Source organism: Klebsiella sp. B345 (assembly GCF_051131735.1).
Classification (GTDB): Bacteria; Pseudomonadota; Gammaproteobacteria; order Enterobacterales; family Enterobacteriaceae; genus Klebsiella.
The window spans coordinates 3678113-3690788 of the sequence record NZ_CP180443.1 but is presented as its reverse complement, the minus strand read 5'-3'; the positions used below and the strand labels follow the sequence as shown (position 1 = coordinate 3690788).

The following is a 12676-nucleotide window of genomic DNA, read 5'->3' as shown; positions in this document are numbered from 1 at the left end:
AGATACGATTACTCTTGATCGCCCAGCAGAACGGATTCCAGCGCGATTTTGATCATATCGTTGAAGGTGGTCTGACGCTCGGCAGCAGTAGTCTGCTCGTGGGTACGGATATGATCGGAAACGGTGCAGATGGTCAGCGCTTTCGCCCCGAACTCTGCCGCCACGCCGTAGATACCAGCAGCTTCCATTTCCACGCCCAGGATGCCGTATTTTTCCATCACGTCGAACATTGACGGGTCCGGCGTGTAGAACAGGTCGGCGGAGAAAATGTTACCCACGCGTGCGTCTACGCCCAGCGCTTTCGCTGCATCAACAGCGTTACGCACCATACCGAAGTCGGCAATAGCAGCAAAATCATGGTCTTTAAAGCGCAGACGGTTGACTTTAGAGTCGGTGCACGCGCCCATACCAATCACCACATCACGCAGTTTCACGTCGGCACGGACCGCACCGCAGGAACCAACGCGAATAATCTTCTTCACGCCGAAATCGGTGATCAGTTCTTTGGTGTAGATGGAGCAGGACGGGATACCCATACCGTGACCCATGACGGAGATTTTGCGGCCCTTGTAGGTACCGGTAAAGCCCAGCATGCCGCGCACGTTGTTCACTTCACGCACATCTTCAAGGAAGGTTTCTGCAATGTGCTTCGCACGCAGCGGGTCGCCCGGCATCAGCACGACGTCAGCGAAATCACCCATCTCGGCGTTAATATGTGGAGTTGCCATAAATTATCCTTATTTAAAAAGTGGGGAAATACCCTGCGGATGTCGCGTTGTGGAAAGGTGACCACTTCAGCGTTCTCCGATCACATCGATAGCAATATGACCGGAGAGAACGAATGCAGCCAATACATCCACAGCACGAACGAACGCGGGTATTACAGCATGTTCTTGCCGTAGTCCATGGCTGAAGTACCGAAGTACGTCGCCAGCGTCTGGCCAATATCCGCGAAGGTTTCACGGTGGCCCAGCGAACCGGGTTTAACTTTCGGGCCGTATACCAGCACCGGAATATGTTCGCGGGTGTGGTCGGTACCCTGCCAGCTCGGGTCGCAGCCGTGGTCGGCGGTAAGGATCAGCAGATCGTCCTCACCCACCAGCGCCATCAGTTCCGGCAGGCGGCGGTCAAAGAGCTCCAGACCCGCAGCATAACCGGCGATATCGCGACGGTGGCCCCAGGAAGAGTCGAAATCAACGAAGTTGGTGAAGACGATAGTCTTATCACCTGCTTCTTTCATCTCGGTGATGGTGGCGTCAAACAGCGCATCCAGGCCCGTCGCTTTCACTTTTTTAGTGATACCGCAGTTGGCATAGATATCAGCGATTTTCCCTACCGACACCACGTGGCCGTCTTTCTCGTCCACCAGTTTCTGCAGGACCGTCGCCGCCGGGGGTTCCACCGCCAGGTCATGACGATTACCGGTACGCTGGAAGTTACCGGCTTTGTCGCCGATAAACGGACGCGCAATAACACGGCCGATGTTGTAACCGCCTTCGGTTAGCTCTTCGCGGGCAATTTCGCACAGCTCATACAGCTTATCGAGGCCGTAGGTCTCTTCATGGCAGGCGATCTGGAACACCGAGTCAGCAGAGGTATAGAAAATCGGCTTGCCGGTTTTCATATGCTCTTCACCCAGTTGATCGAGAATCACGGTCCCCGAGGAGTGGCAGTTGCCGAGGTAGCCAGGCAGATTGGCACGCTTAACCAGTTTGTCCAGCAGCTCCTGCGGGAAGCTGTTTTCGTGATCGGAGAAGTAGCCCCAGTCAAACAGTACCGGCACACCGGCGATTTCCCAGTGGCCCGACGGGGTATCTTTCCCGGATGAGAGCTCGTGGGCCCAGCCGTATGCGCCGATGACTTCGGCGTTGCCGTCCATACCCGCCGCAATTTTACCGGTAGAGCCTTCATGGGCTTTCACCAGACCCAGGCGGGTCAGGTTTGGCAGATTCAGCGGGCCTTGACGGCCATGGTCAGCGTCCCCTTTTGCACACGCCTCAGCGATATGCCCCAGGGTGTCTGCGCCGACGTCGCCAAAGCGAGCGGCATCTTCAGTCGCACCGATGCCGAAAGAGTCCAGCACCATAATAAATGCACGTTTCATATTATTCTCCGTACCTTTTGCGCTGCAAAAAAGCGATCAGATCAGTATACCGCTATTCGGTGATTCGGCGATAGACCGTCGGGGTTTCTTTCGGTGCCGTATCGTCCAGTTTAATTGCCGCTTTTACGGCTTTGGCCGCTTCCTGCCAGCTGCTTTCGTCTTTCGCGTGGATCACCGCCAGCGGTCGCTGTCCGTCGATGCTGTCGCCCAAACGAGCCATATCGGTAAAGCCGACGCTGTAGTCAATCAGGTCAGAAGCCTGACGACGACCGCCGCCCATCGAGACCACGGCCATTCCCAGCGCACGGGTGTCCATTTCGGCCACAAACCCTTCGCCATCGGCGTAGACCGCTTTGCTCAGCATGGCGGTTGGCAGGTATTTCGCATAGTTTTCAACGAAATCGTTCGGCCCTTTCTGGGCGGCAACCATACGGCCAAAGACCTCTGCCGCCTTGCCGTTGTCCAGCACCGCCTGCAGTTTCGCCCGCGCGTCGGCGTCGTCCTGGGCCAGCTTGCCGGAGATCAGCATTTCGACGCACAGCGCCATGGTCACATCAAACAGACGCGGATTACGGTATTCACCGGTCAGGAACTGTACCGCTTCGCGCACTTCGACCGCATTGCCAGCGCTGGATGCCAGCACCTGATTCATATCGGTCAGCAGCGCGGTTGTACGCACGCCGGCGCCGTTGGAGACGCCAACGATCGCTTCGGCAAGCGCCGCAGAGAGCTCATAGGTCGGCATAAACGCACCGCTGCCGACTTTCACATCCATCACCAGCGCATCCAGGCCTTCCGCCAGTTTCTTCGCCAGAATAGAGGCGGTGATGAGCGGGATAGAATCCACCGTCGCGGTAATATCGCGGGTGGCATAAAAACGTTTGTCGGCCGGCGCCAGCGAGCTGGTCTGCCCGATAATCGCAACGCCAACGTCTTTAATAATGTCGCGGAAACGCGCGTCATCCGGGAAGATATCGAAGCCAGGAATGGCTTCTAGTTTGTCGAGCGTGCCCCCGGTATGACCCAGACCACGCCCGGAGATCATCGGCACATAGCCGCCACACGCTGCCACCATCGGGCCCAGCATCAGTGAGGTTACATCACCCACGCCGCCGGTGGAGTGTTTATCCACGATCGGGCCGTTCAGGTTCAGGCTTTTCCAGTCGAGGACGGTGCCGGAATCCCGCATCGCCATGGTCAGCGAGACGCGTTCCGGCATACTCATATCATGGAAGAAAATGGTCATCGCCAGGGCGGCAATCTGCCCTTCCGACACGGTGTTATCACGAATGCCGTTGATAAAGAAACGGATTTCTTCATCACTCAGCGCGTGACCATCGCGTTTTTTACGAATAATTTCTTGTGCGAGAAACACGGTACCCCCCGAGGAATCAGGTTAAGTGCGGCGGAAAATCCGCCGCGAAAGGAGAATTAATATGCGCTTGCGCTCTTGCCATCGCCGTGGCCCAGCGCTTTCAACAGGCTCGCCAACAGGCTGGATGCGCCAAAACGGTAGTGGCGGGAATCAGCCCAGTCGGCACCAAACAGGTCGTCGGCAATCGCCAGGAACTGCTGCGCGTCTTCGGCACTGCGCACGCCACCCGCAGGTTTAAAGCCAACGGTTTTCTGAACGCCCATATCGCGGATCACTTCCAGCATGATGCGTGCGCTTTCCGGCGTGGCGTTAACCGGCACTTTACCGGTAGACGTTTTGATAAAATCCGCACCCGCTTTGATTGAAATTTCAGAGGCTTTGCGGATTAACGCTTCTTCTTTCAGCTCACCGGTTTCAATGATCACTTTCAGCAGCACGTTTGCCGCCGCACAAGCGTCTTTACAGGCTTTAACCAGATCGAACCCGACCTGCTCGTTACCGGCGATCAGCGCACGGTACGGGAAGACCACGTCAACTTCATCCGCGCCGTAGGCGATAGCCGCGCGGGTTTCTGCCAGCGCGATATCGATATCATCGTTACCGTGCGGGAAGTTGGTTACCGTTGCAATGCGGATGTCCGGGGTACCCTGCTCATTCAGCGTTTTACGGGCAACAGGGATAAAGCGCGGATAGATACAGATAGCGGCGGTATTTCCTACCGGCGTTTTCGCCTGATGGCACAGCGCGATCACCTTTTCATTGGTGTCATCGTCATTCAGCGTAGTCAGGTCCATCAGTTTCAACGCGCGCAGGCTGCTTGCAGATAAATCGGTCATTTCATACTCCGAGGGCGTAGTGCCGTTCAATAGTTTGTTCACCTTGCGAGTCTGTTACTATTGTAACATCGCCTCGCGGTTACACTTCGACATTCATCACAGTTAATGAAAACTCATTGCGAATTTGCATTACTTTAATGTGACACTCATCACTTAAAAAAGCGCAGCATCTCTCCTGCGAACGACAGGATTTCTTTAAGTCTGCTTTAAGCATAACCAGAATTCCTCATCGCGTGATAATGTTATTATAATAACATAAAGATGTGAGAGATCTCGACAACAACCAATATATGTTGCTTTAAAATCCGACAAAAATAGACTTAAACTTTGAAAGTAATCAGTTTTATTTCTAAATCAGACGTGATGTAATTATCACATAAAGAAAGGGATACAATGACATATTACCGCCGGTAGCCTCACTACAGGGTGAAGCTACCGGCGATGACTCGTATCACCAAAAGGGATTTACGTCAGGGCAAACAACGCGGTGGTATTATCGAGCAAGGCCTGAGCGATAACCTCTGGCGGCTCGCGGCGGAGCTCGCACAGAACAGTAAACACCCGTGCCGCCTGTTCAGGGCGATTAGGTTCCCCCTGAAAGCCATTGAGCGGCATATCCGGGGCATCCGTTTCCAGCAGCAGCGCCGACAGCGGCAGTCGCGCCATCACCTCACGGGTCTTACTGGCACGCGGATAGGTAATCGTCCCTCCGACACCAATTTTGTAGCCGAATTGCACGAAACGCTCTGCCTGCTGCAGGCTGCCCGCAAAACCGTGGACCACCCCGGTCCGTGGCAGGGCATGCTTTTTCAGCAACATCGCCAGCTTATCGTGGGTGCGACGAGAGTGGAGGATCACCGGAAGATCATAACGCTTCGCCAGCCGCAGTTGCGCCTCCAGGATCGATACCTGATGGTCAAACTGCGGGTCTTCACGATACAGATCGAGGCCGATTTCCCCCACCGCCACCAGCTTGGGATAACGCCTTTGCAAGCAGGTTTCAAGTTGTTCAAGGCTGTGTGCGTCGTGCCGTTCAATGACGATAGGATGCAGCCCTACGGCGGCATACAGTGCCGCATGCTGCTCCGCCAGCGCCAGCACACGTTGGAAATGGTCCGCTTCAATGGCCGGAACAATAATCCGCGTGACCCCTGATTGCGCCGCCCTGGCGATGCTGTCGGTTTCATTCCCACTAAAAGGGGGAAAATCAAAATGGCAGTGAGTATCGATAAAGCGCAGCGTCATGCCAGGTCCTCGTTATCGAAGCGGGCATCATTAGCCTGCTCGGTGGCGATAAAAGTAGCCGGCTGTGGATCGTTGGCCACCGCTGCTGGCGGCACGACCACCGCCGTCGGCTTGGTAACGCGTGGCACATGACGCACCAGTGGTGGGCTGTCGGCAAGCAGTTTCCCCATCGTCGCCAGAAAATAGCGACCACACTGACGCCCGGTCTTGTAATCATCCCGCAACGCCGGTAAACGGCTGCCCAATGCCATGCTTTTTAGCGGCCTGGGCGGGAAGATTTCAAGGATCCGCAACTTACCCGGCGGCGTTTCGATAAACTGCTGGGTGGCGCGGTAGGTCGCTTCATGATGCTGCACCAGGTTCACCAAAGGCTGCAGGCTGCTCTCCCCCAGCCAGCGTTCCATCCGCTTAAACCATTGCGGGGTATAGTACATCTGCGAGGGAACCGTGCGGATCACCACAATGGTTTGCGCCCCGCGACGGGCGGCTTCCTGAACGGGAATGGGATCGCTGACGCCGCCATCCAGATAGCTGATGCCGTCCAGGGTGACGCCGCTACGATAAAAACCGGGAATCGCACTAGAAGCGCGGATCAGATCGAGCCAGGTGGTCTGCGTCGGGGAGAAGTAGCTGGCCGTGTAATCATCGCCTCGACAGGCGCACAGCCACAGTTCCTTGCCCTGGGCGAACCGCTCCAGCGCATAATCCATCGCCAGCGGCATTTTCTGCGCCGTCACCTCCAGCAGCCAGTCGAGGTCAATCAGATTGCCGCCACGAACAAAACGCATCGGGTCGAAAAACTCACGGGCGGTGGTGTAGCGCGTGATCACCTTGCGGGCATAGCCCTGCTGGTTGCAGATATAGGCCGACAGGTTCTGCGCCCCGGCGGAGGTCCCCAGCATAATGTCGAAGGGGTTAAACCCGGCGCGCATGAACTCATCCAGCACCCCGGCGGTAAAAATACCCCGCTGACCGCCACCCTCGCACACCAGGCCAAGTTTTCCCGGACGAAACGGTTCTACGGATAACGGCGTAATATTGCCAAGCGTTACGGGAATTCGATGCCCCACCCTGCTTTCCTGTTCTGTTGATTCTAAAAGCGCAAAAATGATCCGCCGCACCACAAGCAGCCACCACGACAACCTGCCCGGCTAACGATCATCACCACGGAAGCTGCAATTATTACCCCCCAGAAACTACGAAAGCCAGTCCTGAGGACTGGCTTTATGTAAAACGCTATGTCATGCCACGGCGTTTAGCCGGTTATGTGGCGGGGAAAACACGCTTGCTATGGACGCCTGCGCCCGGTAAACAGGCTGATCAGGAACAGAATAATACCGACGACAAAGACGATTTTCGCCGCCCAGGCTGCTGTACCTGCCAGGCTACCAAACCCTAACGCTGCGGCAATCAGTGCGATGACCAAAAAAATAATGCCCCATCGAAACATAGTCTACTCCTTACCATAGTGAGTAACGGTTGCATTGCCACACGCAGACGACGCGTGGGTATCAACCCTGTCGTGCTCTTTTTATTCAACGGCTGTTCGCCATGCTTCATATTACGGCCATCAAAGCGGTATCCGTTTTTCCGGGTCAACCGCGCCAATGCGCGCCCGGAAATATTGCCGTTTGCCGCTCGTCCGTAATCCAGAACCTGGAGATAAAATAGCTATAACATTATTAAATGAATGGTTTTATTTGACACTGAGATTATTTTCGACGCTTTTCACGCCGGAAACGGCTTTGGCAATATCCGCTGCGCGATCCGCCTGCTGGCGAGATTCTACACTGCCGGATAACTGCACCACGCCGTCACTGGTTTCCACCGTGATGTTTCGCGATGGCACCATGTCATCCGCCAACAGTTTCGCTTTGATTTGACTGGTGATAGCCGTGTCACCGGCATACCCCTTCAGGCTGGCGGACTGCTCTTCACTAACGCTCAGCTTGTCATTGACCGTGGTGACGCCTTTGACGTTTTTCGCCACGCTCAGCGCCTGCTCCTTCTGGGCAGTACTGCCGACCGAACCGCTTAAGGTCACCACTTTATTCTCCGTTTTCACGGAGATACCGGCACTGCTAATACTTTTATCGTCAATCAGCGCCGCTTTCACCCGGGCGGTGATGGTGCTGTCATCCATAAAGTCGCCGACTTTATTCAGTGAGCTGTCAACCGCCTGGCCGGCGCTGTTAGCTACCGATTTTGCACTGTCTGTCGTTGAGTTTTCTGCATATGCCGAGACACTTATCATGGCTGAGCCTAAGAAGAGAGCCACCAGCGCTCCGGCATTCTTTAGTCTTGTCATCATCATGTCCTCGTTATTTCTATATGGGTAAAGCTAAATAAGTAGCGTATTAAGCCAGAATCTTAAAAATTACTTATTAAATATAGTAGAAGGTGATGAGGGAGGCGGGAAATATGCACAAAAAATCACGGCAAAGCGGATCTTTAAGAACTTTCTATAACGTAAATCAGGGGAAATTAACGAGAAAAAATAGCGTGGAGCGCGGCGAACACCGCGCTCCGGGAGGAATTAGTGCTCGCGGGTTTTACGGAACAAAACTTCAGGATAACGTTCCTGAGTCAGATTCAGGTTCACCATGGTTGGGGCGATATAGGTCAGGTTATCACCGCCATCCAGGGCCAGCTGAATTTCGTTTTTACGCTTAAATTCCTCAAATTTCTTCACGTCGGTGGACTCCACCCAACGTGCGGTCGCCACGTTTACGGACTCGTAAATCGCTTCGACGTTGTACTCGCTTTTCAGTCGGGCCACGACCACATCAAACTGCAGTACGCCCACCGCGCCAACGATCAGGTCGTTATTGGCAATCGGACGGAAGACCTGCACCGCGCCCTCTTCTGAAAGCTGTACCAGCCCTTTCAGCAGCTGTTTCTGCTTCAACGGATCCTTCAGACGAATACGACGGAACAGTTCCGGCGCGAAGTTCGGGATACCGGTGAACTTCATCGTTTCGCCCTGGGTGAAGGTATCGCCGATCTGAATGGTGCCGTGGTTGTGCAAGCCGATGATATCGCCAGGCCAGGCTTCTTCCACGTGAGAACGGTCGCCCGCCATAAAGGTCAGCGCGTCGGAAATCACCACGTCTTTACCGGTACGCACCTGGCGTAACTTCATGCCCTTTTCATACTTCCCGGAGACCACACGCATAAAGGCCACGCGGTCACGGTGTTTCGGGTCCATGTTGGCCTGGATCTTAAAGACGAAGCCGGTAAATTTCTCTTCTTCTGCCGTCACAACACGGGTGTCGGTTTTACGCGGCATCGGCGCTGGCGCCCACTCCACCAGACCGTCCAGCATGTGATCCACGCCGAAGTTGCCCAGAGCAGTACCAAAGAAGACCGGCGTAATTTCACCGGCAAGGAACAGCTCTTTATCAAATTCGTTTGACGCACCCTGCACCAGCTCCAGCTCGTCGCGCAGCTGCTGTGCCAGATCCTCTCCCACCGCCGTATCGAGTTCCGGGTTATTCAGCCCTTTGACGATCCGCACTTCCTGGATGGTGTGGCCTTTACCGGTCTGATAGAGATAGGTTTCGTCTTTATACAGATGGTAGACGCCCTTAAACAGCTTACCGCAGCCAATCGGCCAGGTGATCGGCGCGCAGGCAATACGCAGCTCGTTCTCAACTTCGTCCAGCAACTCCATCGGATCGCGGATGTCACGGTCGAGTTTGTTCATAAACGTCAGAATTGGCGTATCGCGCAGACGGGTAACTTCCATCAGCTTACGGGTACGATCTTCAACGCCTTTTGCCGCATCGATAACCATCAAACAGCAGTCCACTGCCGTCAGGGTACGGTAGGTATCTTCGGAGAAGTCTTCGTGGCCCGGGGTGTCCAGCAGGTTCACCAGGCTGTCGTGATACGGGAACTGCATCACCGAGGTGGTAATCGAGATACCACGCTGCTTTTCCATCTCCATCCAGTCAGATTTTGCATGCTGGCTGGAGCCACGGCCTTTTACCGTACCGGCGGTCTGGATCGCCTGTCCGAACAGCAGCACTTTCTCAGTAATGGTCGTTTTACCGGCATCCGGGTGAGAAATAATGGCAAAAGTGCGGCGTTTAGCCACCTCTTGCAGATAAGGAGACAACGTCATAATTCAATCTTCTTAGTAAACGCGGCTAGCGGGCCACGCATGTGGAATCCAAAATTGCGGCTATTTTACTCATCAACAGGGGGGAGGCAATCAGTGTTTACACAGGAGTTGCTCCAGTTCGCTTAACGAGGTCACCGTCCAGTCAGGCTGGAGGTCCGCAGGCAATTCGCGCTGATGAGCATTCAGCCAGCAGGTCGCCAGGCCGGCGTTGACGCCGCCGCGGATATCCGACTCTGCCGTATCCCCCACCATCAGCACGCGAGAACGATCGGGATTGCCCGCCTGTGTCAACGCGTAATCAAAAATACGCGCATCGGGCTTCGCAATGCCAACCTCTTCAGAAATAATCAGTAAATCAAAGTGATGACGTAAACCAGTACGTTCCAGGCGGATTTGCTGCAACGACGTAAACCCATTGGTGATAATGCCCATTTTCACCTTGCCGTGCAGCGCGTTCAGCAGCGATACCGCACCCGGCAGCGGCGAGCAGATTTCGGCCATCGCATTCATAAATGCGTCGTTGAGCTCGCCCGGCGGCACGCTGAGGCGCTCGGCCCAGTTATCAAAACGTTGATGTTGTAGCTGGGATGCGGTGATAGCGCCGTTTTGATAATCCACCCACAGCGGCTTATTCACGGCCTGGTAGTCCTGAAAATCCTCGGCGCTAAAGGTCACGCAATAGTCGAGAAACATCCGCTGTAAACCACTGAAAGCGTCAAACGTAAACAGCGTTTCGTCGGCATCAAAGAAAATCCAGTCCCACTTCATCGTATCACCCTGTCATTGCTCGCCCGCAGGCATGTTGTTACAACCGGTCCGGGAAATCTCCCGGCGCCGGCCACTACATACTGATTGGCAGCGCCATGATGATCGCATCCTCACGCCCGTCGGCCGTGGGGTAATAGTTGCGACGAATGGTTGCCTCGTTAAAACCAATATCCTCGTACAGCGCAATGGCGGCCGCGTTGGAGGCCCGGACTTCGAGCCACAGCGTCACGACGCCCCGCTGTTCGACCTCATCAATGACACGCTCCAGCAGCGCACGCCCAAGGCCACGCCGCTGAAAAGCCGGATCGACGGCGATGTTAAACAACGTCGCCTCGTCCAGCACAATTTGCGTAATCGCGAAGGCGGCCATCTCGCCATCAACAGTCAGTTGAAGATTGAGATAGCGCTCACCCTGATTACTGGCAAAGGTTTGTTCACTCCACGGAAAAGCGTGGGCGCGTTGTTCTATTTGCCAGGCACGGGGCAAATCAGCCGTGTTGAGGGTAGAAATCGTGTTCATGTGCGCAGATTTGTTGCCAGAGCGCCATTCGGGCAGGCACGCTGGTCTGGAGTTCATCAAAAGCAGGTGTGGCGACCTGTGCGCCCGCCAGCAACAACGGCGTATCGGTACCCAGCCGCCAGCTGTTGCAGCGACTATTCTGCGGCAGCATGGCGACACGATCGGGGGCAAGCTGCAGCACCTGATCCGGCGTCAGGGCCAGGGCCCGTAAAATATCGCTGATTAACGGTTCCGTTAACGACGGCATTGGTTCTGCCACCATCACCAACCGAATATGCCCGGGAAGCGAGATAGCGATTTCGCCCTGCAACGCCCCGGGGCGACGCAGCGACCACTGAGTAATACCCAGCTGCTGTAATTGCCAGTCTCGTCGGGAAGTCATAGCGAAACACTCCTGTTAATCAAGCGCGCAATATAGCAAATTCGTCGTATCTGCGCCAACAAACAACGTACATCACGCGCACCGAGCCGTCTGCCATCATGTCGGGATAGTCAGACCGAACAACGCCCTGTCGAAAGCGCCAACAAAGAGGCAGCGTTATGGATAACGTGTATAATCGGCGCCAGTCTTAATGAAGGAGTGTTTCATGTCTGCTTTTACCCCGGCAAGTGAAGTCTTGCTGCGCCACAGTGATGATTTCGAACCCGCACGCGTTCTGTTTGCCGGTGACCTGCAGGATGACCTGCCAGCACGTCTGGACACCGCAACCAGCCGTGCCCATACCCAACAATTTCACCACTGGCAGGTTCTTAATGGCCAGATGGGAGATAACGCCCGCTTTAGCCTGATCGCGCAAGCCGAGGACGTGGCTGATTGCGATACGCTGATTTACTACTGGCCGAAAAACAAGCCAGAAGCACAGTTCCAGCTGATGAACCTGCTGTCACTGCTGCCGGTGGGCACCGATGTTTTCGTCGTTGGCGAAAACCGCAGCGGCGTTCGCAGTGCGGAACAGATGCTGGCCGAATACGTCCCCCTGACCAAAATCGACAGCGCGCGCCGCTGCGGGCTGTATCACGGGCGTCTGGAGAAACAGCCGACCTTCGATCCAGAGCAGTACTGGGGTGAATACCCGCTGGAAAACCTGACGATCAAAACCCTGCCTGGCGTCTTCAGCCGTGACGGACTGGACATCGGCAGTCAGCTGCTGCTCTCCACCCTGACGCCGCACACCAAAGGGAAAGTGCTTGATGTCGGCTGCGGTGCCGGAGTCCTGGCAACCGTGCTGGCCAGCCATTCCCCGAAAGTGCGCCTGACGCTCTGTGACGCCAGTGCACCAGCGGTCGAAGCCAGCCGCGCGACCCTTGCCGCCAACGGTATTGAGGGTGAAGTTTTCGCCAGTAACGTGTTCTCGGAAGTGAACGGTCGTTTCGACATGATCATCTCTAACCCGCCGTTCCATGATGGCCTGCAAACCAGCCAGGAAGCGGCACAAGCGCTGATTCGCGGTGCAGTACGTCATCTGAGCAGCGGTGGTGAACTGCGTATCGTGGCCAACGCCTTCCTGCCGTATCCGGATGTGCTGGATGAAATCTTCGGTTTCCATGAAGTGATTGCCCAAACCGGCCGTTTTAAAGTTTACCGTACCGTCATGACCCGTCAGGCGAAAAAGTAGTTTCTTGCACGCATCGGCGGCTGGGTCACCACGCCGCCGTTACCTTTCTGCCCCGCTCGACCATTTTTGCAACAATCAATCCGCCC

The 12676-nt window shown here is 55.3% G+C and carries 13 protein-coding genes; 1 reads left to right on the top strand and 12 read right to left on the bottom strand.

Going from position 1 to position 12676, the window contains the following annotated elements:
- Positions 1–8: 8 nt before the first annotated feature.
- The 12 genes from deoD to ACMYSO_RS17320 all read right to left on the bottom strand — a co-directional run bounded on the left by deoD (position 9) and on the right by ACMYSO_RS17320 (position 11356).
- The gene (gene deoD / locus ACMYSO_RS17375) at positions 9–728 is read right to left on the bottom strand and encodes a purine-nucleoside phosphorylase (RefSeq protein ID WP_041143950.1); all 720 of its coding nucleotides are present in this window, start codon (positions 726–728) and stop codon (positions 9–11) included.
- A 152-nt stretch (positions 729–880) separates the two neighbouring features.
- Entirely contained in the window at positions 881–2104 is a 1224-nt protein-coding gene (deoB, locus tag ACMYSO_RS17370; protein ID WP_434666295.1) for a phosphopentomutase, read from the bottom strand.
- Positions 2105–2156: 52 nt separating this feature from the next.
- Positions 2157–3479 (bottom strand): thymidine phosphorylase, encoded by a 1323-nt coding sequence (gene deoA / locus ACMYSO_RS17365; protein ID WP_434666292.1) that lies wholly within the window; start codon positions 3477–3479, stop codon positions 2157–2159.
- Positions 3480–3535: 56 nt separating this feature from the next.
- On the bottom strand, positions 3536–4315 hold the full coding sequence (gene deoC, locus ACMYSO_RS17360; protein WP_434586438.1) for a deoxyribose-phosphate aldolase: 780 nt from the start codon (positions 4313–4315) through the stop codon (positions 3536–3538).
- 465 nt (positions 4316–4780) lie between these two features.
- On the bottom strand, positions 4781–5560 hold the full coding sequence (locus ACMYSO_RS17355; RefSeq protein ID WP_434666290.1) for a TatD family hydrolase: 780 nt from the start codon (positions 5558–5560) through the stop codon (positions 4781–4783).
- A complete protein-coding gene (locus tag ACMYSO_RS17350; protein ID WP_434666289.1) occupies positions 5557–6630 on the bottom strand; it encodes a patatin-like phospholipase family protein in 1074 nt (357 codons plus the stop codon). Before ACMYSO_RS17350 ends, ACMYSO_RS17355 begins: the two co-directional genes overlap by 4 nt.
- A gap of 218 nt (positions 6631–6848) precedes the next feature.
- Positions 6849–7010, bottom strand: coding sequence for a DUF1328 domain-containing protein (locus ACMYSO_RS17345; protein ID WP_100682648.1), 162 nt, complete (start codon positions 7008–7010; stop codon positions 6849–6851).
- Positions 7011–7256: 246 nt separating this feature from the next.
- Complete coding sequence (gene osmY / locus ACMYSO_RS17340) at positions 7257–7868, bottom strand: molecular chaperone OsmY (RefSeq protein WP_434666287.1); 612 nt, start codon at positions 7866–7868, stop codon at positions 7257–7259.
- 228 nt (positions 7869–8096) lie between these two features.
- A complete protein-coding gene (prfC, locus tag ACMYSO_RS17335; protein WP_154144460.1) occupies positions 8097–9686 on the bottom strand; it encodes a peptide chain release factor 3 in 1590 nt (529 codons plus the stop codon).
- A gap of 90 nt (positions 9687–9776) precedes the next feature.
- Positions 9777–10454 carry a pyrimidine 5'-nucleotidase gene (gene yjjG / locus ACMYSO_RS17330; protein ID WP_434666286.1) on the bottom strand — a complete coding sequence of 226 codons (678 nt, stop codon included), beginning with the start codon at positions 10452–10454 and terminating at the stop codon, positions 9777–9779.
- Between the two features lie 73 nt (positions 10455–10527).
- A complete protein-coding gene (gene rimI, locus ACMYSO_RS17325) occupies positions 10528–10974 on the bottom strand; it encodes a ribosomal protein S18-alanine N-acetyltransferase (RefSeq protein WP_154144458.1) in 447 nt (148 codons plus the stop codon).
- Positions 10943–11356 carry a DNA polymerase III subunit psi gene (locus ACMYSO_RS17320; protein WP_434586442.1) on the bottom strand — a complete coding sequence of 138 codons (414 nt, stop codon included), beginning with the start codon at positions 11354–11356 and terminating at the stop codon, positions 10943–10945. Before ACMYSO_RS17320 ends, rimI begins: the two co-directional genes overlap by 32 nt.
- 205 nt (positions 11357–11561) lie before the next feature.
- Here ACMYSO_RS17320 and rsmC point away from each other — a divergent pair, with 205 nt between their 5' ends.
- Complete coding sequence (gene rsmC, locus ACMYSO_RS17315) at positions 11562–12590, top strand: 16S rRNA (guanine(1207)-N(2))-methyltransferase RsmC (RefSeq protein WP_434666284.1); 1029 nt, start codon at positions 11562–11564, stop codon at positions 12588–12590.
- The last annotated feature ends 86 nt before the right edge of the window (positions 12591–12676 follow it).

Excerpts from the sequence above, each read along its gene's own strand:
- yjjG (WP_434666286.1), bottom strand. The coding sequence starts at position 10,454 with ATGAAGTGGGACTGGATTTTCTTTGATGCCGACGAAACGCTGTTTACG.
- deoD (WP_041143950.1), bottom strand. The coding sequence starts at position 728 with ATGGCAACTCCACATATTAACGCCGAGATGGGTGATTTCGCTGACGTC.
- ACMYSO_RS17345 (WP_100682648.1), bottom strand. The coding sequence starts at position 7,010 with ATGTTTCGATGGGGCATTATTTTTTTGGTCATCGCACTGATTGCCGCA.
- deoC (WP_434586438.1), bottom strand. The coding sequence starts at position 4,315 with ATGACCGATTTATCTGCAAGCAGCCTGCGCGCGTTGAAACTGATGGAC.
- ACMYSO_RS17320 (WP_434586442.1), bottom strand. The coding sequence starts at position 11,356 with ATGACTTCCCGACGAGACTGGCAATTACAGCAGCTGGGTATTACTCAG.
- ACMYSO_RS17355 (WP_434666290.1), bottom strand. The coding sequence starts at position 5,560 with ATGACGCTGCGCTTTATCGATACTCACTGCCATTTTGATTTTCCCCCT.
- rimI (WP_154144458.1), bottom strand. The coding sequence starts at position 10,974 with ATGAACACGATTTCTACCCTCAACACGGCTGATTTGCCCCGTGCCTGG.
- osmY (WP_434666287.1), bottom strand. The coding sequence starts at position 7,868 with ATGACAAGACTAAAGAATGCCGGAGCGCTGGTGGCTCTCTTCTTAGGC.
- deoB (WP_434666295.1), bottom strand. The coding sequence starts at position 2,104 with ATGAAACGTGCATTTATTATGGTGCTGGACTCTTTCGGCATCGGTGCG.
- rsmC (WP_434666284.1), top strand. The coding sequence starts at position 11,562 with ATGTCTGCTTTTACCCCGGCAAGTGAAGTCTTGCTGCGCCACAGTGAT.
- prfC (WP_154144460.1), bottom strand. The coding sequence starts at position 9,686 with ATGACGTTGTCTCCTTATCTGCAAGAGGTGGCTAAACGCCGCACTTTT.